The sequence below is a fragment of the Veillonella faecalis genome (genome assembly GCF_024677885.1).
Lineage (GTDB): Bacteria > Bacillota > Negativicutes > Veillonellales > Veillonellaceae > Veillonella > Veillonella nakazawae.
On sequence record NZ_JALBWL010000002.1, the window covers coordinates 120,035 to 144,388 of the forward strand.

The window sequence follows — 24,354 nt, forward strand, 5'->3', positions numbered from 1 at the left end:
TAGAAAATTAGCTTTCACATGAGGAAATGATGAATTATATAGTGTATAATATATAGAGAAGTAATGTGTAAGAGAGTTCAGCAAGGAGTTTTGTGGAGAGATGAACTTGTTTTTACGGCGTGCCTTATGTGGCATAGCCTTGATAGTCACCGCCATCGGTACTGTGGGATGCCAACATGAGAGTCAGGCAGAGCAGGAAGAGGTACGAACTGTATCGTATCGGGCCGTCATGGAATCAGACAAACCTGTCCCTGAGAAGGTGAACACCTGGCTTGGAGCTATGTCTCAAGAGGACAAGATAGGTCAACTGATGATGATTAGCCTTCACGGCAGCACGGTAGGACAGTCCCAAAAGGATGTCATCAGGAAATACCGTGTGAGCGGCGTTATGCTAACAAATGAAAATCTAAATAATAAAAATCAAGTGAAAGCTTTCACCAGCGATATCATGCAAACGGCCACAACGGCGAGTATGGTGACGCCATACATCGGCATCAATCGGGATAAGGTGTTGAGTACGAATGAAAGTTTCTTGCGCTTGCCAGAGCCAAATCGTTGGGGGCAACTACCGATGGAACGGATCATCAATTTAGTGACTCGATCGGCCATCGAAATGCGCGATATGGGCTTTAATCTCATTTTGGGACCGAATGCAAACCTAGGGGTGCCGAATGTGTCCTATACATCGGACCCTACGTGGGCCGGGCATATGGATCTGGCCATGGCGGAGCGTTACCAAATCAACCACATGTGGTTTGCCTATAACTACTTTCCAGCAGTGAGCCTTGGTGATGCATCCTTTGAGACCGCTAATGATGCGAAGGCCTATCTGAACAACAACGATGTGTCCGTATTTAAACGCCTCATTACACAGACGACAGCGAATACGTACATGCTCGTCATAAGCCATGTGCAAATCCCTGCCATCGATAATGAACACCTAGCGAGTAACTCGAAAGCAATCATAACGGACTGGCTACGACGTGAGCTAGGCTATAACGGCGTGGTTATGACAGCCCGTGTTGATGTAGGGGCCTTGCAAGCAAACCAAAAGATAGGGGACTTTGCGGTATCATCTATCGTGGCAGGCAGTGATTTAGTCCTCCTTGATGCGGATACGGGTCACATCGATGAAGTCCATCGCGCACTTACGCAAGCGGTGGCGAACGGAACCATTTCAAATGACCGACTCAATGATGCGGTTAAACATATTTTGCTTATGAAGATGCAAACTCAACTACAACAATAAAGAAACAACTACAACAATAAAGAAACAACTATAACAATAAAGAAACGACTCTATAAATATCCTTATTACATACGAGTCATATGACGTGCTATACCTTATGGTAGGCACGTCTTTTTATATATGTTGATTATGGAAAAAGATTATATACGGAATATTGTATGTCAGTGTGACGAGGATGGACCTATAAGAATGCAGTAAATATAAGGGATTCCACAATCGAATGGGTAAAAAGTAAACCATTAAATAAGTATATTTTATGCGTAAAAAATTTAACATAATCAAAAGTCATGTTAATAATATGAAAATAAGTTTATATTTGTTTTAAATTTATGATATAATAATCTCCATAGAATGTTGGAGGTGAGAGTATATGAATTTTGTGGGACGTGCTGAAATTATTGAGAGTATCCAGTCCCGTATTGCGATGAATCAAATGAGTTTGTGTGTTGTGTACGGTCCGCATCGCAGTGGCAAATCCTATGTGGCTTCCCAGCTTGTACGACGTCATAAGGCGTTATACTTGGCAGGTCGCATGGCTAATGAAGCAATCCATGTAGCCGATATGAATCGAGCTCTTGAGGCACGTTTTGTTCCTACCGATGAGCAGGACAAATTCGAACCGATCACTAGCTTGCAAGAGGCTTTTGAGGGTCTATTTGAAAGCAGTGTGAAAACGCCTCAGACTGTGGTGATTGATGATTACCCTTCCTTGGTGGAGGCTGTACCTCAGTTCCCCATACACTTGCGTGATTTGTTAGATACCTATAAAGAAACGAGCCAGTTGAACATCATTTTGATGGCCAATGGTTTAGAACAGCTCGATGGTCGCATCATTGGCGATCGCAGTCTAATCGGTCCCTATGTGTCGGAATATTTTGAGGTGAAACCGTTCTCCTTGGTGGATATGAAATCCTTGGGCCTTCACTATGCTAAGGATGACTTGCGTACCGTATTCGCCGTAACAGGTGGTTTGCCTGCTTATGTGCAGTACTTTGATAATGGTGAAAGCATCGATACGAATATCATTAATTTGTTCTTCTCCGTATCGGGCGCACTCTTTGAAGAAACGCAGCATATCTTACATCGAGATATGAAAAATATAACCGGTGCTAATGCGATCCTATCTGGCCTTGCTACACTAGAGAGACCATACTATGTGGAGTTGTTGCAAGCTAGCCAAATTAAAAGTGGCACCTTTACATCTCGCTTAAACGACTTGATGGCCATGGGCCTCGTAGGTCGTATCCAAGCGAATAGCCGTGGACCAGCGAAATACGCTGACTACCACTTTACAAATAGCATGTTCCATTTCTGGTACCGCTATGTGTATAAATACTGGGGCGACATCGTTCGTGGCAATGGTGCAGACGTGTACCAAACCTACGTAAAACCACAACTCAAAGACTTTGTGGAAGCCTCCTGTATTGCTATGTAATCAGACAATTTAAAATACGATTACCTGTACAGTTACTTGTAACATCAGAATACGTTACGCCTAACGTGTATATCCGTAATCGTAACTTACGTACTATTACCCAATGGTAGTACTAATTCCTCTAAAAGAGACACTATATTCCTCTGTGGTGTCTCTTTTTATTATTTTCAGCAATTACCTATCTAGGTGTATAGTTATGTCTTTTAATGGATAGAAATTAATGCTAGCTTGTAACCGAATATGTGGGAATTCTAAGGAATTGCCAATTTGTCAAAATCCTCGTTCCGCGTTATTGTGTAGATAAGCGCTATGCCATGGCAGGAAAGGGGATTTATGTTATACACAAACGAAGAACCGTTAGTACAACGAACCTGTATTAAAACTGCAAGCTTACAATCGGAGAAATTAGTTACTAGAAAATCAGTATCTGAAAAAGGACAATCTAAAAAAGCACAATCTGAGGAGCTATCATCTGCGAAAAAAACTTCTAACGAAGTACTTTCTAAGGCACTAAAGTACAAGGTGCCAGAGGAGTTGAAATTACAGACCCTCATTTGTGGGCATCAGGTATTAACATCCTTATCGGATAAAAGCCTTGTATCGATTTGTCAAAATCCGAACATGCGAATTCAGACCGTTGGATATCAGCCGTGGTCTGTTGATGAGCTGCGCCATGATGCGGCACAAATAGAGATTTGTCGCAGGTATCGACCACTCATCTTGCACTATACGAATCGGACCGGGAACCGCGAGTTTAGGGAAGACCTAGAGAGCTATCTATGGGCCATACTCTTGGAATCGATTTATAGCTTTGATCTGAAAGGGGCTGTACCGTTCCCTGGCTTTGTGAAAGCTGGCATTAGATATGGTTATATGCGGTATTGGAAACGAGAACGATTACGTAATCATCGTGAGATTCATATACCAGATCGCATCACCGATGATGGCGAGGTAGCTGTTGGCATGGATATCTTCTCATCTGGAGAAAATATAGTAGATATGATCATGACGGCCGATGAGGAACAACGCCTGCGGGCTCGCCTTGTATGGGCTCTCGGTAGATTATCTCCAGATCAACAAGACCTATTGCGCCGCGTGTACGGTGATTGTAAAAGTCTTGTATCCGTTAGCGAAGAATTGAACTGTAGTCGCCAAGCTATCCAACGGCGCCATGAACGAGCTCTGCGGAAGCTGCGTAGATACTTGACGACAGATTTTAAGAAACTACGAGTACATTAAGTATGAATGCAATAGGGCTATACATTCATTAGAGATATACACGTATTAGAGTTATATACATATGAGATTCTTAGAACTCTGAATCGATTAGAATATGTAGTGTAAACATATGAATATTAGTCTATTAGAGTCTAGTTCGTATTAAATAATATGTGTTAATATAATTTAATTTCTTATTTATATTCTGGTTTTTGTATAATTACATTAATCTCGATTAACAGATATACATAAAATATGCAATTCTCAATTTAAATGAGAAAATATTGACACATATAAGTAATCATTAGTTTTACAAGATCTTAAAGTCTTTAATTTTACATAAATTTCTATAGTTTTGTGTATATATTTACAAATTATACAGACTGATATACAATTAAATCAACAGCAGATTAAAGCATGCGAATCTGCTTTCACAGAACACGTGTTCATTGTATTGTTGAAAGGAATGTTCCTAATTAAAGTGGAGAGAATTCCTATGATAACACATGATGAATTAACAGATATGATGGCCGCTCGGCTATCTAAGGGAGAGGATTTGGATTTGATCTATACGAATCCAAAGAACCACATTGTTTGTTTTATTCCTACTTATGAGCCTGGTGGTGGTGACAGTACGAAGTGCTATTTCGTAGATGGCCGTGAAGAACTGGTCTGTCTGCCGATGCGCACCATTACGCGGGAACTGGCGGTACAGGAAGGGTTGAGGCCCAATTATATTATGACCAGCGACGGTCGGCGTAGTAGCTATACATCGCCTAAGACCTATGGTCCGCATCTGACCTTTGCCCATATCAAATGTCGGCGCCCTATCGGCAAAGACGTTGTGTACGGCCTCTTTAACGTGGCTATACCTTATGAATATATCGTCACGGAAGGTCCGGAACCCGATACGAGCTATATTCATGTAGGGAACTTTGCACCGATTCTGGTGTACCAATCCCCGCGTCACGTTAAACACAAACTGAACGAAGCCATGCTAGAACACTGCAACTACGTGCGCAAAATGCTAGCCCGCATCAAACTCAGCCAAAACCCACAAGTCGTGGCCGAACTATTTATCGCCTGGAGAGACCTAACGAGATAAGACGCTAGGGGGAGAGAAGAATAAGTAGGGGGAGAAGACGTAATAGGGGAGAGACAAAGGAGGAGCGCTATAGGGAGAACAACATACGGGAGATATAAAAATAGGTGATCATAAATAAACTTAAAAGCTTTTCACTCTTATACAGAGCTATCTTGTTATGAGATAGCTCTGTTTTCATATATTTTTCATTTCTATTGATGCTGTGCTATAATAGACCTAGATTTAACCCTTGAAAAACTAAATCTGCGCCGTTGTGATGGTGGTGCGGTTAAACGGTATTATTTTAGCTTGTTAAAGCGCCTTTAGAGGTCTATTTACGATCTCCGCCGTTTTTTGCATTTTAGAACCAGTAAATATCTACGGTTTCAAAGACAGGGTTAAAAAAAATAATCCCCTGATGGGGACGGAACTTAACACTCATTTGTCCGCTTGATTGGACGTTATTGACTGTTAGGTTAAATTAAGTAATCCCCTACGGGGCCTATAAGAGTTCTATCTTAGTATTTTAAGGTAGAGCTCTTTTTATGTGTAATATTTTCCTCATTTCTATTGTTATAGTATAGGTGCAGAGTTATCATTTACCCTAGTTTGTTGTTAAGTGAGGTGGCATGTATGGACGTCTTAGTTAGATCTCAGCTTAATAGTGTTGTTCAGTCGTATATAGGCAAGCATATCATGATAGTTGTGCCTAGTCAGTGCGTAAAGCAAGAGGCTGATGCGGAGGAGAGAACTAATCATGTATCTATTCATAGTCAAAAGATATGTTGCTTAGATGCTAACAATCAAGCGGTGGTAGGCTTGCCTTATTCTTATACGACAGGTCGTAATTGGAATCGTCATCGTATTCATGGTCTAATCGGTGATGAAGCTTTTAATATGGAGCTTATTTGTTGGAGTCCTGATAGATTAGAGGACTTGCAAGAGGTAGCAGCGTGGTATGTGCAGAAACATGGTGTTCGACAGGTCTTGTTTGTTTCTTTAAAGGGGAAAGCTAAAATCTGGAATTGTGAGGATTCTAGAATTGTAGGGCATCAGAAACTTGGGCCATGGCTGGCAGAGTATATTGATCTATATGGTCAAATGATTGTAAACAATTCTAGGATTAAGGCTAGTTTGTATCAATGCACCTCTATTGATGAGGACTATCGCTTAATTCGTGCGCCTCAGTGTGATCGTAGCAATCTAGAGGTCTTTGGTCAGATGTCTAATCATTTAGGAGCAGATCATATTCTCTTCGTTCCAGCCATCAATCATCAGGTGGAAGGGCGTACAATGCAGCAGTATCTCGCTTTTCTTGATGTGCCCTATGACAAGGTTCATCATTCCTTTTCCACGAATGATAGCGGATTATATTACGTTCTTTACGTACGTCATTGTAAGTTAAAGCTAGTACTGGACATATTACAGTTGTTGGTTGATGATAGGGAGAGAAAACCACTACTATACGTAACTCCAGAAGGTAACCTCTATAAATTACGACGTGATATGAGCATATTGCAAAGCTGTGGAGCATTCTCTAGAGCGTCTTATGAAGCAATATTTACCGAGTCATATAAAAAAATCCTAGAAATACAATTAGATACGGATTTTCACTATCACCGACCTAATATGTTTACTAGAATGGGCGGGGCGATAGTGCTGGGGCAGTTAAGTGATTAATTATTCTTTCATTACAAGTACAATTGCAATCTGGATTATTCACTAATTTATGTTAAATAGGCATTGATGACCTAGATTGCTATTAGATTAGTCAGTAATAAGCTTGGATTACAATTTAATCTATTTTGGATAATTGATAATTTAATACACGAATAAATAAGGGCTTTACCCCAATGGATGGGATAAAGCCCTTATTATATGCCTATATTATAGTTCCTATATTACTAGCGAGTTTTAATGTTACAATAGCTATAGATTACGTATCGTTCTTAGTGTATACATAGTTTTATAGTAAAAGGATGTTGTATGTATAATGTAACAATTACGACGACAGGCATATTCGATGAAATTCGACCATCGTTATTCCCTCTTGTAGAGGGCAAGGAAGAGATTACGTTCATAAATGCTTTGGAGTATAGTACGGAAGATATTTTGCCTTTTGAAGAGGGCGATGATATTACAGATAATGGTCCTGAGATTGAGTTAGAGCATGAACGAATTCGCTTCTTTGTGTCGGCTCTTTGTGCAGAACATGGTAAACCGTATAACGAATTACGAGATGAGTTCGTAAAGGCTTTGCCTGAGTTTATGCTAGATGGTACCTATAAAGGTGAGGAGCTACTTTCAACCAAGAGAAGAGGGAGTTACAAAGTCCATGCCTTGTACAAGAGTGAGCGTGGACGGGATTTACTATTCCAACGCAATTATGGGGATACAAATGGGCTTCTTTTCTTATCTGACCATATGGTGGGATATTTAATAGAGTCTTTATATGGTAGGAGCGGCATTTTTGGAATGGCAGCAGGAGCACAGCGTATTACCACTCCTTTGCGGTGTTATACCATTCATCAAGCAATAAATCGCGTTGATAGATATTATTTACCTGAGTTGATTGCAGTTCAAGCCTTAGATAATACATATTCTATGGATGAATCGAACCGGTCTGAGTTTATGCTGATTGCTGATGCATTAGGAGCTTATATGGTACAGGCCATGCATGGTCAGACAGAATCTGAACAGCTAGATACATTGTCCAAAGATCCATTTTTCCGCAAAGTTTGTGAACCTGTTCATCGATTTTATAGGAATTTGACCAATGATGCCATCATTTCTGTATATGATGAAAGCAACGATTGGACTGATTGCTTGTTACATGATTATATATATAATCTATATGATAGATTCAGTGAGGGGATAGACTATTGGGAGGAAGGAAATGAAGGTGTACTTGGTTACGTAAGGCATCGTATACTGAGTCCTTTGGCGGATGATCTTGTTAGAGAACTATCTCAAGAAAAGCTACGCGTTGATTTATATCCTGGTTTTGATAAAGCTAGAGCGTATTTTGATTTCTTGGTGCCTTATACTAGCCATGCAAAGAACATGCTTATACACATAGGCGTTAAAGAGGATGATGATTGTCCTGATGATATAACTAATGCTGAGAATATCGGTGTAGATTTATTGTCTCATAAAGGTGCTCAGTTAACGGTATTAGAACGTATATATTGCCTTCTAGATGTTTGTTATGAGGCTGTTCGACGATACCAGAATTATGAAGTACTAGTTTCTATCGTCGATGCTTTGGATGCAGCTATCGGTGAGGTAGCTATCGAATCTCCTGACTCTTGGCAGGCTGAGTATGTGCAGCGGGTATCTCGCCTATCTAAATGGTATCGCATGTTAGGTCATGCTTTCACAGGAAATAATGCCTATCGGAATCTATTGGAAGAACTTATTGCCGCGCAGGAACAAACGCCGTTGGTTCATGAGCCGTATTTCAATAACTATATTTGTGATGTAAGCTGTCAGGACAATGTCTTTAATCTTGAATGCTTGCAGTACTTATTATTGCATCATGATATTGAAATAGGTGATTGTGAAAGCTTTGATCAGCATATTCAGTCTATTGATCATCCGTATTTCAAGATGCCTTTTAAGGCATATGGGCAAATACACAACTTGCTAGACATAGAAACTAAACTCAATAGTAATGATATTGTATATTTCTTAGTTCTTTTGAAATCAATTCATCGTTTCTACCTAGATCAATTAGACCGAAATCTATGGAATGAATTGCTCCGATTATGGTCTATGTATGGTAAACGAAATTTTCAAGACTATTACGCAGAACGCTTATGTGCTAAGTATATGGTGGTGCTCGCTATGTACATGGGAGATAGAGAGGTGGCAGAACGAATCAAGCAGGATTTACACACTAGCTTTGAGAGGTCAAGACATTGGCGTGAGCCTGTACCAAGTGATTATAGTTGGTCCACTTTTGCTTTCTATACGATGGCTCAAATCGACGAAGCCCTTGGTCATCTAGATTCAGCGCAAGAGTACTATGATAAAGCCTATGTTACACATGTCTATACACAAGCTAGTTGGGCTTACTATGAAAGTAAATGTAACCGTCTCTGGAACGGAACTCAGTCATCAATAACTGAAACAAAACTTACAGCAACTAATATCCAACCTATAGTAGCTGTGACGAAGCCTGATTTTGAGTCTGTTATACAAGAAAATAAAGGGACATTCTCCACTATCGATGAGTATAAAGCGTATTTCGATGTTCATATGATGTATCTATACAAATAGGTTATTGTACAGAAAATGAATAAATAATGAAAATCAATTATCGACATAAACATACGTCAGACTTATAAGTATTGTGTATTATAAGTTTATTTTTATTCTGTGGTGATAAAAACATTACCTTGTCTATTTATAACAACTAAATATATGCTTTGAATAAAAAAGATCGTACTGAGGTACGGTCTTTTTCTTTCTGAATTATAAAATGAATTTAAAATGAAGTTTTCGTTGACTGGCCGGCTTTCACTATTTATAATAAATATGAATTAATATAGATGATTTTCAGCAGATTTATAAATACAAGTGTGAATTGTATATAAGGGGCGAGAGAGAGTATTATGAAGGTGTTTAAAGCTTTATTAATAGGTAGTATGTTAGGGACAATTAGTATGCCAACAGTGATGGCGGATATGTATAATAATGTAGATTTAGGGACAGATAATACCGTTGTGGCTAATACATCCGCTAATGTAGCGGTAGGTAATATGAATACTACGGATATTTGGGGGATTGCCGTAGGTTCTAATAATACCGCTAAACTTGGCACTATTGCCGTTGGTCGTGATAATACGGGGGATGATAATCAGGTTATTATAGGCACGAATAATACAGCTACAGGTCCGAGACATAGACAATCGAGTGGTACGGGTAACTTTGTAGCAGGCGATCATAATGTAGTAGAAGGTGATTCATCCATTGTTATTGGCCGCTATAATAGCGCTATATCCGAATATGCACTTCAGCCGATTACAATTATTGGCAATACTTCGACTGCTAAAAGTAATGGTATCGTCATCGGTTCTAATTCAGAGGCAGATGCAGGTAATATTGCGATTGGTAATCATGTTCGTGCTATTGGTAGACCTGGTAAGGTAGATCCTAATAATATGTTTAAGTTCTTACATTCTGATGCTAAACGAGATTCCTATAGCTTGGTTTCTTTTGGTGGCAGACAGGTGAAAGGCGTAGAGCCAGGTGCTATGACTGAAACCTCTATGGATGCTGTAAATGGGGCTCAATTGTATAGCGTAGCCAAAGAGGCGATGCGTCATTCGACGGTGGCTGCGGAAGATTATACCTATGATATTATTGTGACGGAAGGTAAGAACCCAGATGGCTCGACTAAGTACAAGCTTAAGATGGCCGATAATTATGTAACCTCTAAGATTCCTACGGTTAATAGCAGTTTTAATATTACGGTAGACAAATATCGAGAGTTCAACACGTTAAAAGATAATTATTATGTTTCTTTGAATTCAGATTTGGAGAACTTAAATTCCGCCCAGTTTGCTGAACATGAGTACCCTTATAGTGTGCCTGCAGCGGATGCAAATACATCTGAAATTAATAGTAACGAAGTACGATTTGATAATCGTCGAGCTAAATTAGGCTCCTCCTTAACCGCACAGAGTGTTCAGTTTAATGCGGAGCATAGTACGTCTTCTCTAGATAGTACGTTTTTGATTTTCAAAAATAGTATTAATGGTAATACGAGTACCTTTGGTCCGAGTGGCTTTTTTAGTGAAACAAAGGATGGCAAGCGAATCGAGTTTTCCTCTGAGTACATTACCGCAGGGGACCAACAAATCCATAATGTGGCTAAAGGCGTTGATGATACGGATGCGGTGAATGTGGCACAGTTGAAAGATGTGGAACGGAAGATTACTAATATTGATTCTAATGTTATTAATCAAGCTAGATCATATACGGATGGACAAGTTGCCAAAGTAGGGGCTGGCGCGGCGGCACTAGCAGGACTACATCCACTAGACTATAATCCAAACGATAAGTGGAGCTTTGGTGTTGGTTTTGGTAATTATAAAAATGCGCAGGCAACTGCGCTAGGTGCCTTTTACCAACCTAATGAACACACGATGTTCAACATTGCTACCACCCTTGGGGATAATCGTAATATGGTGAGCTTAGGGGCCAATGTGAAAGTAGGCTATCAAGATCCAACACTTAAAATGAGTCGCTTTGAAATGGCTAAACAAATTAAAGATTTACAATCTGACAATGCATCATTACGGACTGAAGTAGATGAAATTAAAGCAGCGTTGAAAACATTGCAAGAAGCAACTGTAAACACAGGAAGAAGGGATTTGTAATGAATACAAAGTTGTTATTGCTAGCCGGTGTTGTGTCTGTGTTGAGTATGAATGGTGTAATGGTTCATGCGGATTCTACGGTTTCTACAAATAGTGAAAATTTGATGGTCCATACGAGTACGAATGCAGATGGTTCTACGAATTATGAGATTTCTGCGACGAATTATCCTACATATCAGGGCACGTTTATAGGTACTGGTGGGGATATTAACCATGGTACTCGCATTGAATCTGATGGTATATCTATTAGTGATACGGTAGAAGCAAATGCGGGCCATCCTGATGATCGTCATGCTCATATTGGAGCTGGTCACTTTGATATGTATAATGGCACGCATGAGCTTGTCTGGGTGAAGGACTATGGCTTGGCTATCCTCGATCGAAAAGATAATAAATATATGGCACAGATGGAGCCTAAAACTTTTACCATGACCAATATTCAAAGTGGTGATAAGTCTGAGCTTAGTACAGATGGCACAAAGATTGTGCACTATGATAATGAGAATAGCACTGAATACAATACGAATTATGGATATAATGGGGTGACCATCACGACTACCGATGGGGACCATGATAATGAGAAAACGGTGTCTCTCACTAACAAAGGCCTAGATAATGGGAATAATAAAATCGTAAATGTGTCTAAGGGCGAGGTTTCTAAAACCTCTACGGAGGTCATTAACGGTAGTCAGTTGCACGAAGTGAAAACGCAGGTGGACAATAATACGAATCGCATTTCTACGCTCGAAAATAATACGGTTAACATTGGTGACAAGGTGCTTAATAACGCCAAGTCCTATACGGATCGTCAGGTGTCCAAGGTGGGCGCTGCCTCTGCGGCATTGGCGGGGCTTCATTATTTGGACTATAATCCAAACGATAAATGGTCCTTTGCCACTAGCTTGGGCCACTATAAACACTCCACGGCTGGTGCTATTGGTGCGTCCTATCAGCCGAACGAAAACTCCATGGTTCACGCTGGCGTTACCGTTGGTGGTGAAAGCATGTTTAACATCGGTGCTTCTTTCAAAGTGGGCGAACAAGATCCGACACTTAAAACAAGCCGCTTTGAAATGGCAAAACAAATCAAAGACCTACAAGCTGACAACGCATCACTGCGTGCAGACAACGAAGAACTACGAGCTGAAGTTAACGAAATTAAAGCAGCGTTGAAAAAATTACAGTAATTGTAGTATTTATAATAGTCACATAAGTTATATAATAGCTAAGCTTTACGCTTGGACCATACATAGGCACGTTCTCGAGGATATAGTATACTTATACTAATGAGAGAACGTGCCTATTATTGTTTGAGAGGTGTTGTATGAAACTAAAAAGTACATTGTTGAGTTTGGCTGTGGCAGTAGCTTTCACCATGCCTATTGATGCGGCGCAGTACACTGTTCCTGAAGGGCAGCCGCCTGTACCAGGGGCCGATTCTAGGATTCCAGATAATGCGTATCAGAACTATCGTTATGGTGAAGCTCTGAATGCTAATGCGAGTGCAATTATTTTAGCGCGCAAGCACATATATGAAATGTTAGATAAGCAGGTTCAAGAGAATAAAAGGAATGTAGAAGACGCAGAACGTTGGAAAAAAGCACATGATAAATCTATGGATATATCTTCTCATGAATCTACGGTTATCTTGCTACACGAAGGTGAGCATCGGGCTAAAATGACCGTGCCTATTGGTGTTACTGGAAGTTTTTATAAGGAATCTCATAAGAAGGATGGGATAGCTTCTTTTGCCGGTGAAAACAGTGCTATTACTGGGCTTGTTAGTTTTAGTGAAAGCTTTGTAGATGATGTAGCCTATAAATCGGCTAAACAAAAGGGTGCGTTTAATTATCCTGGTATTACGAAAGGGTATTGGAGTATAACAGATAAATATTATGGTGAGAATACGCCTTTAATGTTGGCTGCTGTTACGTTTGATAAACAACCAAACCACAATTATGTGGCAGCGCTTGGCCATATAAATCACCCAATTACTACTAAGGTAGAGAGTACAATGGCTAATTTTGTAATACCATCACTACAGCCAATAGATGATGTAGATGGTACAAGTGATGCTGTTACATGGGGGAATGTAACATATCGCTTGCCTAAGGGTATGCAGTTACAATCAGAAATGAAAGAGGGGCCACATGCAGAAGGTCGTGTATATGTAGGGCCAGACATGCGGCTGGTTGTAACAAGAGGTCCTATACAGATAAAAGATCATCCAATGGTTGCATATCCTAAACGTGTTTTTAAAGATCTTATCTATAGATCCTCTAAATTATTGTTACAAAATGTACCAATCCAATCTGCGATGGTGTTGAATAATGGTGTTCCTACCTATATCATGGATCAATATAATCCTGGTAAGCTATCACGTATACTCCATTTGATACAAGATAATGAATACTCCTATGTTATGGTATTGTCGTATAAAGATGGTAAAACTAAATACAATCATCTAAAGTTACGTAATATGATGGAATACTTAGACTTTAAAAACGCTAACCAGTTAAGAAGCAAGATAGAAAAGAAGCTAAAGAAATAAGAAAAAGACCGTACCTTGGGGTGCGGTCTTTACGGTATAATAAATATAGTTTACATCATAGTTTATGAGGTTCTAGGAGAGATGTATGTTAAAACGATTCTTAGTGATGATGGCACTGGCGCTAGCTTTCACCATGCCTAGCCAAGCGATTTCAATACAGGAGTTCAAGTCATCACCGCAGTTTAAGGTAGTTGCTGAGGTAACGCCTGATGTTCCCAATGCTAATGAGCATACTACGTGGTATTTAGATACGAGCTCTATTGAGGTGCTAGAGTACGTGCCGCCTATGTATAAGATCAAGGCTACTGTGTACAATGTGTATCAGTCGCCGCGGAAACATATCATTTTTAGTGATGCCTGGACTGTGTCCTATGATACGCGTCAATCCTTAGCAAGTCAGGTATACCGTGCGAAACAAGCAGGTAATTCGTTGACGATGGTTATTGATGCGGCACAGACGAAAACTGGTATGACGGGCACAGAGGAACTATTGGGAAAATTCTCCTTTGATGGGCAGTCGCTACCGATACAGGTGAAAGCCTCGACTCGTGCTATTGTGCGCACGGCGCCTAATACGACTCGTTATGATATAGCAGATACGTTATTCTATGAAGCGTACCGTATGCATTTTGAAGATGTGGTGGTGAAATGAGGCCCATGATGAAAGTACTATATATAGCAATGGCGTTGGCGCTGTCTTGTGTGGTGCCCGCACACAGCATGTCCATGCAGGAATTACAAAATACGAGCCGATTTGAAATGCTTCATGGCTTTGGTGAAAGCGGAAACGGTGATGGCACCTATATAGATAAGGATTCCATCAAGGCCTCTAACGGGCCGAATGGAACCAAGCAAATTGCCCTCACACAGTATGTACTCATGCCTGCTGGTGATGTGATTCAGGAAAAGCAGGTTCTGTATACCTTTGATACAAAGCAGTCCTTTGCTAGTCTTATCAAGAAGCTAGAGTCCCATCAATTAGGATCCTATAAAGACCTATGGCTGCTTAAACAAAAGAACTCAGGTATCACATCTAGTGTTGTTGATTTCAAAGAATATCATATAGATGGGAACCGGTATGATACACAAAGCGAAGCGCGAGACAGACGAATGGCAACGGCCCCTGTAGACTTTGGTTTTGCAGGATACCTCTTGGCAAACCGTCTGTATGAACGTGTATATGGAGCGCAATTCGATGATATCGTTGTAAAATAAGAAAAACTCCTATTGATTTAGTCGATAGGAGTTTGTATTTATCTGTATATCTCTATTATTCGTTTCTTATTGTATCGTATATTAGTTCGTCATATAATAAGACTAGGATAGTTAGACGAGGTTGGGCCTCTCTTCGTCATCGAAGGGAGGGATAAGCCTATGAGTGATTATGAAATAATCATGCTCTTATTACAGGTAATAACTGTCGTTATTGCCTTTGGGGCATTAATAGCGCTTATTTGTCTTGGAAAAGACAAATAGCCCTTCGTTATCTTAGATGATTCGATAACTGAAAGGCCATTTCTCAAGATTCTTTGTTTTTAGAGATGAGCCTGACGTTACGACTCGTCTGACTATCTACTTATATTATAGTAAGGTTATGATATATCGTCAAATTGTGATGAATATGTGTATAATACGTAATGTGTTGAGGTCTTGTAATATAAGAAAAACTCCTATTGGTTTAACCGATAGGAGTTTTTTCTTAGAGAACTCTTTTAGAACGTTCTTTTATATTATTCTTTTAAATCATCAGGTATAGCTGGTGGAGCCGGTGGTTTACCCATGGCCCTTTCAATGCATACGACAGCCACAAAGACGATGAGGCAGACGATGGAACCAAAGATGATAGACATAATGCCATATGGATTGCCCACGAATTCCCAGTACACGCCTGCGATAGAGCCGAGCACGATGGACCAAATGCCAGCGCCAGCTGTTGCATTTTTCCAGGTGAGGCCTAGTAGGAAGGCAGCGAATGGGCCCGCAGATCTCATGGTGAAAGCAAATACGAGCATCGGAATGATGGCTTTGCTTACAAGAGAAATGACGATGGCGATAATGCCGAGGAATAGCACGCATAGACGGCTATATCTAGTGAGCTGAGCATCAGTGAGGCTTTTATCAAAATGATGTTCTACAATATCCTTGGTAAATACAGTAGCGGCGCCTAATAGGTCGCCTGCGCCTGATGAAAGCGTCGCCGATACGACAGCGGCCATAACGAAGCCTGCCATTACTGGAGGCATGAGGTTAAGGGCAACCGTTGCCACAGCATTATTCGCTTCGATGTTCGGGAACTCAGCCAATGCTACGAGGCCCAATACGGCAGGAACGAAGGCAAATAGAGCCATGACAATACCACAAATGATGGAACCGAGAACGGCTGTTTTTTCGTCCTTTGCAGCGAAGTATCGTTGTACGGACTCTTGGCCGGTGGAGAAGGTCATGAAGTACATGATAATAAGGCCGATGATGGTTTTCCAACCAACCTTAGTGAAGCCGAGCTGCTCAGGTGGTAATTTTGCTACTACTGTTTCCCATCCGCCTACGTTGTGTAATACGAACGGCACAGCGAGGGAGAAGCCCCCAACAAGAACGAAGAAATGGATAACGTCCGTCATCGTTACGCTCCACATGCCGCCGGACATGGTGTAAATTACGAGTACCGCGCCGCAGATGAGGATAGCTAGCTCTGTTGAAAGTCCTGTAAGAACGCTAATAATGGTTGCTGTTGCAGTAATCTGCACACCGGCTAATGTAATCGTTGCTAGCATGGACAGAATGGACGTAATTAAATGGCTAGAGCCACCGAAGCGACGACCGATGATCTCTGGCACTGTTGTTGCCATCGCACGACGTAAAAGCGGTGCGATGAAAGCAACGAGAATAACCCCAATCCCTGCAGAGACTACGTACCAACCTGCAGATAAACCCCAAGAACCATACGCTTTTGCGGCTACACCAACGGTACTCCCGCCACCGATCTCCGTAGCTGCTAATGTGCCTGCCGTCATAAGAACCCCAATACGACGACCTGCGAGTAGATAATCAGTACTATCTTTTACACGAATATGACAATACACGCCGACCAATAAATTCAGTAATAAATAGGCACAAACAATAACCCATATAATTGTTAAAGAGTCCATATGCCACCTCCTAAACTACAAACTAGTTAGAGACACATACTAAATTACCCTTACTACTTGCGGTGCATATATCAAGTATAGTTTAATTATCCATAAAAATTGGAGAAAATACAAAGAGGAGTTTATGTGAATGATGGAGAAAGGTATAATATTAACATTTTTGGTTTGTTTAAAAGTATTAGCGATTTTTATTCATTGTTATTAATACGTTCTTATAGTTTGGTAAAACTAATGAAGTTCTTTGTATTGAAGATCTTCTTATGAGACTTAAAAAGAATGGGCAAATATTTAGTGTAAGAGCAATTTTTGCTTATGATAAAAATTATAATTTTTTATCTTATCAGCGTGAGATAAAGGCTTTATATCCTAATATTCTATCTGAAGATTGGTTGGCATTGATTCATGTTCGTAAACACCGTAATTCAGGAGTTAAGATTAATGTTCAAGGTGCAGGGGTTTTTGACTATAATGGTAAGTTAGTTACTAAAGGACCGCTTTCAAAAGATGATAATCGTTTTGTGGATATAAAATTTACTTCAGATCGATACTATGTGGCGGAATATGTTTATTTTTATGCATATGGCTCTCATTTCGATGAAAGTGAAAAAAGATGGTAATTGTTTTGCTAGTTATAGCAAGTTTGTATAAATAGGAATTATATTTTTAGGAACTAAAAAAGTCCGTTATTAACGGACTTTTTTCTATGCATTTATCTGTATATCTCTATTATTCGTTCCTTATTGTATCGTATATTAGTTCGTTCTATAATAGAATTAGGATAGTTAGACGAGGTTGGGCCTCTCTTCGTTTTTGAAGGGAGGGATAAGTCTATGAGTGATTATGAAATAATCATGCTCCTCTTACAAGTACTGGCTATTGTCATTGCTTTCGGAGCCTTAATAGCCCTTATTTGCCTTACAAAAAGCAAATAGCCCTCCGTTACCGCATGGTAGCTAAGTAAACAGAAAGGCCATTTCCTAATTTTTTACTGATTTAGAGATGAGCCTGACGTCACTACTCGTCTGACTATCTTCTTATATTATAGGGATAAAGATATATATCGTCAAATGGAGATAAACCTTATAAATATCAATCTTATAAATATCAATTAGAAGTAACTCATATATACTAAATTATAAAATTATTAATAATAGGCACAGTCTTATTTGCATAGTATACTTATGCTAATAAGGTTGTGCTTATTTTGTTGTAATGTGAGAGAAGAAAAGAAGAGAGGGTTTTATGTTACGTAAAAGTATAATCATGATGGCATTAGCGGCTGCTTTCACCATGAATGTAAGTGCTGTGCAGATCGAAGTGCCAAAAGGACAGCCACCTGTGCCTGGGGCCGATGCGAGTATTCCTGCTAATGCGTATGAGAATTATCGGCATATTAATAAAGTTGCGGAGCAAGAGGCAGAGTCATATAGTCAGTTTGCAAAATCGAATCCTAAAAATCCGCCATCTAAGCTTGATAAGCTAAATCTGGAACATCCTGGTTTTTCTAAGGCTTTGGAGCTTGCAGATTATTCGCAGTCTACAGTGGTATTGATTCATGAAGGGGATAAAAATATCAGATTATCCGTACCAAATGTTAGCTTCCGTGGTGATGTGATAGAAACTGAGCCTGGAAAAGGGCCATTATTTGCCGTTCGTAGTCTCAGTTCGTTTTTAGTAGTAGGACCACCTCATGGTAAAGAGCTTAGTAAATATGCTGAAGGTGAAGGAAAATATAATTATCCAGGGTTGAGGAATGCATCTTGGAAGTTCATGTCAAACAATTCTCGTATAATGTATACGGAATTCACTCCGGATGATACAAAGACAACGTATGGAGTTACTTATGGGGGATGGGTTAATACAGAAGATCCATATCAAGATCAAGCACCTGAAGTGGTGATGAGTAATTATATTATTCCATCCATAGAATCCTTATCTGGATTAGATAATTACAGTCAGATTGAGCATTGGGGGAACTTTCACTATCGCATTCCTAAGACGGCTAAGTTAGTCAGTGAAGCCGTAGAAAATGAGAGACATGAGGTGAGAACTTATGAGGATACAGGGGTTAAAATACGGGTAATACGTAGCGCAATTATGAGCAAAGAGACAGATAACACGCTGATTAAGGTTCCAATAATATATTATTTACATAAATATAATGATTTGGATACACCTACACAGTACGCCGTAGTGTGGAATAACGGAATTCCTGGTTCATTAGTTGATGCCTATAAGCCCAATCGTGAATCCTATCTTCGTCATGTTGTGAAAGATTCTGTATACTATTACAGTTATCGTATTAATTATGATAAAAGTAAAATATCGTATACGCATAAGCAGCTAAGAGATATGATTGAATACGTAGGCTTTGATGATGCGGCAAAGTTACGAAAAGAGCCACAATGGCGGGAAGAAGGGGCATATAAGGAGAGTCTTGAAAATAGTTCCATCTTTATTCCATGGTATATGGAATGGGTTAAGCTGTTAAGTAAATAAGCTGTATTTGACTATTTAGTTTGAGAGAGGTTTTTATGGTTCAACGTATTTTAATGCTAGTCCTTGTATTGCTGGCTTTCACCATGCCTACAGAGGCAATTACCTATCAAGAGTTGAAAACATCACCACAGTTTAAGTTAGTTCATACTCGATCGATGAATGGTTCTATGGAGAGTGGTGGCTTGTATATCTATTTAAACACCTATTCTATTGAAGCTCTTCGCTATGCACCGCCACAGTATTCCTTGCGTGGTACCTACTATGTTGTGATGGATACGTCTTATCAATCTACTATCGATGAGAGACAGCTCACGGTGGATTATGATACTAACTTTTCGTTAGCGACTCTTATTTATTCGTCTCGTATAATGAACCCAAGTCCATCTATGATGGCTTTGATTGAGGCTAGTGAAAGTAAGTCTGGTTTAGCTATGACAGAGGTGGATGTGGCGAAGTATACCTTTGATGGGGCGACGAAGCCAATGCATTATGTGAATGATACGCGTAAGTTCCCACTTAATCGTAATAACACTATTATGTATGATATAGCGGATGCTATGTTTATGTCCGTGTATCAGCAGCATTTTGACGATATTGCGGTGCAGTGAGGTGGACGATGAAACGCATATATTTACTTTCACTATGGTTATTAGCCTGCCTCGTATTGCCTATGAAAGGTCAAGCCATATCACAGGCTGACTTATTAAACGCAGAGCGATTTGAGCACATCGATTCGAGTGCTGACTCTGGACGAGGGGATGGAAAATATTTGGACCTTTCATCTGTTAAGCCTGTAACGGCACCGAATGGTCATCGTCGTATCGAAGCGGTCATCTATGTTTCTATGCCTGCTACTAATATGATTCAAGGACTTTCAGTACAATACGATTACCAAATGGCTCGTTCTTTGCGCCATTTGATTAATGATCATGATAAAAGTTTAAAACAAGGTGATAAGACGCCATATATCTCTATTTGGCGTGCAAAACAAGGAAACTCAGGAATCACTGGAACTGTTAATGATGGTGGTACCTATTACAATAATGGGCAGAATCGCCAACAACGAATCTATGCAGAAAATCTAAAAGCCATGATTCTACCTGCTGATTTTGGTGATGAAAAATATAAATTGCCTAATTTGATGTATAAAAAAGCATATGGCATAGCTTATGACGATGAGACATAATAAATTATTGATAGTATTAGAATGGTCAGAATCGAGGATAGACTTAGATTGATGATTAAACTTATTTTTTTGTTTCTGTTAAAGTTTGTGCTTTTACTTATTTGGGGATCCTCTATTTGGTGGATTTATACATTACTGTACGATCGATATGTATTAGAAGCATACCCATTAGGGCATTATCTTTCAGTATTGATATTTACCTTTGGAAATATTTGGATTTTGCCGTGGCTCATTTTGTGGTGTAAAAAGCTATACCCTGCATTTGATACGCCTAAGGTTTATTATGGAGTAAAAGATTGGTTCGTTTCTTTGAAAGAGCAATCCCACGTAGGGGTGCTTATCTTTTATAGCATAGAGTTTTTTATAAAGTTATGTTTGCTCATATACGGCACGATTATAATGCTAGCTTGTATTATTATAGGACCAGTGCTATTGGCAATCATTAGCATGATATGTCATCAGCTTTTAGATAATATTATATAAAATTACTAGTTTGAGTTGTTTACAAGAATGTTTAGGAGAGAGGCTATGAAAAGGAAACTTATAATTATGGGGCTTGTTATAGGTCTGCAATTGGTAAGTAGCTATAATTATGTGACAGATGCAAGTTGGCTGAGCAAAACTTGGGACCGTCTTGAAACAAATGCAGCGAAACAGTCTTATGATTGGCCAAAAGCTGAGCAATACACTCATTATGTGGGTGGACAAATTGTAGGGGATACCTTGCCAGAAGAGGATATGATGATTCTTGGAGTTTCTTTAGGCAATACATTTGATAGCGTGAAAGCTAGTCTAGGTCAACCAACTAAAGAGACGAGTAGAGGAATTACTTATGGTGGTGTTACATTTGGAAATTTAAAAATGGATGGCGTAGGGCCAATCGTTACATATATGATGATTGAGAATCGTGATGCCGTTACACATAGAGGTATTGCCGTAGGCGATTCCATGCGAAAAGTTCTTAATGTATATGGTAGACCTGATTTAGTGGACTCTAACAATCGATGGTTTTATGGGAAATATCGCTATCGGACTGATATTATGCACGGAATACAATTTGAACAAAAAGGCGATAAAGTCAGTAGAATTTTGATTTATAGATGATTATATTGGAATAACAGGCACAAAAAAGCTGAGCTATTTAGTTATAGAATTAGCTCAGCTTTTATTAGTTTATTCGTATATTTATATAATATAATACTTATTGTGTCGTATATTAGTTCGTTCTATAATAGACTTAGGATAGTTAGACGAGGTTGGGCCTCTCTTCGTTTTGAAGGGAGGGATAAGCCTATGAGTGATTATGAATTAATCATGCTCTTATTACAGGTAATAACTGTCGTTATTGCCTTTGGGGCATTAATAGCGCTTATTTGTCTTACAAAAGACAAATAGCCCTTCATTTCCACTAACCTGGAGATTAGTATAAAACGAAAAGGCCATTTCTCAAAATTTTATGTTTTCCGAGATGAGCCTGACGGTACGACTCGTCTGACTATCTACTTATATTATAGGGATAAAGATATATATCGTCAAATTGAGATAAACCTTATCAATACTAAATATATACACAAAACTTATACATACTAAAATATAAAATTATTAATAATAGGCACAGTCTTGTTTGCATAGTATACTTATGCTAATAAGGTTGTGCTTATTTTGTTGTAATGTGAGAGAAAAAAAGAGGGTTTTATGTTACGTAAAAGTATAATTATGATGGCACTAGCTACTGCTTTCACCATGAATGTAAGTGCTGTACAGATCGAAGTCCCAGCCGGACAGCCGCCTATGCCAGGTGCTGATGCGAGTATTCCTGCCAATGCGTATGAGAATTATCGGGCGGGTAGCTTGAGTAATGTGGGGGCTAGTGATGTTATAAAATTACATTCTGAATCTGATAAGCGTATGGAAATGTATAGAACTGACTGGGAACTAACACAAGATGAAGTCAATCAGATAGCAAGAGATTCTGAGAAGGTGATGGATTTGTTAGTTAATGAGTCTGCAGTTGTGTTGTTGCATGATGATCGTAATAACATCCGAGCATCTGTCCCTGGACTACTATTAGCAAGTAAATATTACCCCAAACGCAGTGATGGTGAGCGTTTATCTATTGTAAGAGAACATTCTGTGTTTTTTGCCATCGGTACGAAACAGAATTATGATGATGCATTAGGCAAACTAAAAACGGACCGAAAAGGGGAGTTTATATATCCCGGTATCCCGCATGGTAAATGGGCTATTGAAACAGAGTCTTTTGGCGAAAATACGCCTGCTATGGTTGCCGTAGTTGGTTTAGATAATCAGCCAAATCAAGAATATATGATAGGGCTTAGCTACAAAAATCAGCCCGTTACCGACAAGCTTGAGCGTGTTATGAGTAATTATGTAATTCCGTCGATTCACTCTTTAGATGATATGGATCAGTATAGTGAAAGTATCAACTGGGATAATCTCCTGTATCGCATTCCTAAAGGACTTAAACTAACAGCACAGAAGTCATTAAAGGACTCTGCCGAAATAAGGGACTATCGTGGATTAGGTATGCGACTTGTTGTGGCCAAGAAATCTGTAAAGGTAGATGATAAATATATTTACTCCTTTATTAACGAAATTTCGGAGGTAAAGCCAGAAAGTCAAATTATAGGTGATGCACCTATTCAGGCAGCATCTGTTTGGAATAATGGCGTGCCTAGTCTTTTAGTAGATAACTATCAACCGGGTAAAAAATCTTTAATGCATCGATTCTTACGGGATGACAAGAATATATATATTATGAGTTTAGTTTATACTGACGGAGCAGTGCCATATTCTCATATTCAGCTGCGTAATACAGTAGAATATTCTGACTTTGCAAATATTGAAACATTGAGAAATAAGGTAATCCGCATTCAAAGTCAAGAAAAAATGTAATATAGTTGTGTATATTTAGTTTGTATATTTTGATAGGGGTGAACTAATGAGTAAACTCAAATATATCAAAACTATATTAGTACTTTTGCTTAAGGCGTATCTTGTCTATCTATGGATTAACTTTGTAGAGACCTTTACTCAGCTACTCTATAATATCTATGTATTAAAAGTATATTCACTGGAGCATTTCGACCTATTTCTATTCTTTCTCTTTGGTAATATATGTTGTATTCTGTGGCTTGTTTTATGGTGTAAGCGATTACCGCCAGCTTTTAACAAACCAAAAATATATTATAAAATTAAAGACTGGATACGATCCAAGAAACAAGAAGCACCTATCTATAAAGTCCTATTTGGCAGTTTACTGCTTTTGCTAAAACTATGTCTTGTAGTGTATATCTTAATCGCTATCTCTACTGTTTTAAGCATTCCACTGATAGATTATTAGTATTCTATCAAACGTTAAATTAACTAAAAAGCTGAGCTACTGCGTTGGTTAAGTAGCTCAGCTTTTATTAGTTTATTCGTATATTCATATAATGTAATGCTTATTGTATCGTATATTAGTTCGTTCTATAATAGACTTAGGATAGTTGGACGAGGTTGGGCCTCTCTTCGTTTTTGAAGGGAGGGATAAGTCTATGAGTGATTATGAAATAATCATGCTCCTCTTACAAGTCTTGG

Annotated in this window: 18 protein-coding genes; 17 read left to right on the plus strand and 1 reads right to left on the minus strand. The window is 39.2% G+C overall.

The genetic code is table 11. The features are described 5' to 3' along the window. Positions 1-100: 100 nt before the first annotated feature. The 11 genes from MOQ65_RS04265 (at position 101) to MOQ65_RS04315 (ending at position 15,138) form a co-directional block, all read left to right on the plus strand. Positions 101-1,249, plus strand: coding sequence for a glycoside hydrolase family 3 N-terminal domain-containing protein (locus MOQ65_RS04265; protein ID WP_308221096.1), 1,149 nt, complete (start codon positions 101-103; stop codon positions 1,247-1,249). A gap of 370 nt (positions 1,250-1,619) precedes the next feature. Further along, entirely contained in the window at positions 1,620-2,684 is a 1,065-nt protein-coding gene (locus MOQ65_RS04270; RefSeq protein WP_257846767.1) for an ATP-binding protein, read from the plus strand. Positions 2,685-3,017: 333 nt separating this feature from the next. Beyond that, positions 3,018-3,923, plus strand: coding sequence for a sigma-70 family RNA polymerase sigma factor (locus MOQ65_RS04275; protein ID WP_257846768.1), 906 nt, complete (start codon positions 3,018-3,020; stop codon positions 3,921-3,923). A 475-nt stretch (positions 3,924-4,398) separates the two neighbouring features. Then, positions 4,399-5,007 carry a hypothetical protein gene (locus tag MOQ65_RS04280; protein WP_257846769.1) on the plus strand — a complete coding sequence of 203 codons (609 nt, stop codon included), beginning with the start codon at positions 4,399-4,401 and terminating at the stop codon, positions 5,005-5,007. Positions 5,008-5,619: 612 nt separating this feature from the next. Beyond that, positions 5,620-6,666, plus strand: a complete 1,047-nt coding sequence (locus tag MOQ65_RS04285; protein ID WP_257846770.1) for a hypothetical protein — start codon at positions 5,620-5,622, stop codon at positions 6,664-6,666. Between the two features lie 306 nt (positions 6,667-6,972). After that, positions 6,973-9,267, plus strand: coding sequence for a hypothetical protein (locus MOQ65_RS04290; protein WP_257846771.1), 2,295 nt, complete (start codon positions 6,973-6,975; stop codon positions 9,265-9,267). 368 nt (positions 9,268-9,635) lie between these two features. Then, positions 9,636-11,372, plus strand: coding sequence for a YadA-like family protein (locus MOQ65_RS04295; RefSeq protein ID WP_257846772.1), 1,737 nt, complete (start codon positions 9,636-9,638; stop codon positions 11,370-11,372). Continuing rightward, a complete protein-coding gene (locus tag MOQ65_RS04300; protein WP_257846773.1) occupies positions 11,372-12,559 on the plus strand; it encodes a YadA-like family protein in 1,188 nt (395 codons plus the stop codon). Before MOQ65_RS04295 ends, MOQ65_RS04300 begins: the two co-directional genes overlap by 1 nt. Positions 12,560-12,696: 137 nt before the next feature. Further along, positions 12,697-13,923 (plus strand): hypothetical protein, encoded by a 1,227-nt coding sequence (locus MOQ65_RS04305; protein WP_257846774.1) that lies wholly within the window; start codon positions 12,697-12,699, stop codon positions 13,921-13,923. 85 nt (positions 13,924-14,008) lie between these two features. Next, the gene (locus tag MOQ65_RS04310; protein WP_257846775.1) at positions 14,009-14,575 is read left to right on the plus strand and encodes a hypothetical protein; all 567 of its coding nucleotides are present in this window, start codon (positions 14,009-14,011) and stop codon (positions 14,573-14,575) included. Between the two features lie 5 nt (positions 14,576-14,580). Continuing rightward, the gene (locus MOQ65_RS04315; RefSeq protein WP_257846776.1) at positions 14,581-15,138 is read left to right on the plus strand and encodes a hypothetical protein; all 558 of its coding nucleotides are present in this window, start codon (positions 14,581-14,583) and stop codon (positions 15,136-15,138) included. A gap of 515 nt (positions 15,139-15,653) precedes the next feature. On the opposite strand, the gene MOQ65_RS04320 is transcribed toward MOQ65_RS04315, so the two are convergent. Continuing rightward, a complete protein-coding gene (locus tag MOQ65_RS04320; RefSeq protein WP_257846777.1) occupies positions 15,654-17,069 on the minus strand; it encodes a sodium:solute symporter family protein in 1,416 nt (471 codons plus the stop codon). 260 nt (positions 17,070-17,329) lie between these two features. On the opposite strand from MOQ65_RS04320, the gene MOQ65_RS04325 reads away from it, so the two are divergent. From MOQ65_RS04325 to MOQ65_RS04350, 6 genes are all read left to right on the plus strand, one after another. Beyond that, the gene (locus tag MOQ65_RS04325) at positions 17,330-17,686 is read left to right on the plus strand and encodes a hypothetical protein (RefSeq protein WP_257846778.1); all 357 of its coding nucleotides are present in this window, start codon (positions 17,330-17,332) and stop codon (positions 17,684-17,686) included. Positions 17,687-18,311: 625 nt separating this feature from the next. Continuing rightward, positions 18,312-19,568, plus strand: a complete 1,257-nt coding sequence (locus MOQ65_RS04330) for a hypothetical protein (RefSeq protein WP_257846779.1) — start codon at positions 18,312-18,314, stop codon at positions 19,566-19,568. 35 nt (positions 19,569-19,603) lie between these two features. Further along, complete coding sequence (locus MOQ65_RS04335) at positions 19,604-20,176, plus strand: hypothetical protein (protein WP_257846780.1); 573 nt, start codon at positions 19,604-19,606, stop codon at positions 20,174-20,176. An 8-nt stretch (positions 20,177-20,184) separates the two neighbouring features. Next, positions 20,185-20,754: a hypothetical protein gene (locus tag MOQ65_RS04340; protein WP_257846781.1), complete on the plus strand. Its 570-nt coding sequence runs from the start codon at positions 20,185-20,187 to the stop codon at positions 20,752-20,754. 528 nt (positions 20,755-21,282) lie between these two features. After that, positions 21,283-21,858 carry a TonB-dependent receptor gene (locus tag MOQ65_RS04345; protein WP_257846782.1) on the plus strand — a complete coding sequence of 192 codons (576 nt, stop codon included), beginning with the start codon at positions 21,283-21,285 and terminating at the stop codon, positions 21,856-21,858. A gap of 591 nt (positions 21,859-22,449) precedes the next feature. Continuing rightward, positions 22,450-23,670 (plus strand): hypothetical protein, encoded by a 1,221-nt coding sequence (locus MOQ65_RS04350; protein WP_257846783.1) that lies wholly within the window; start codon positions 22,450-22,452, stop codon positions 23,668-23,670. Positions 23,671-24,354 lie beyond the last annotated feature (684 nt).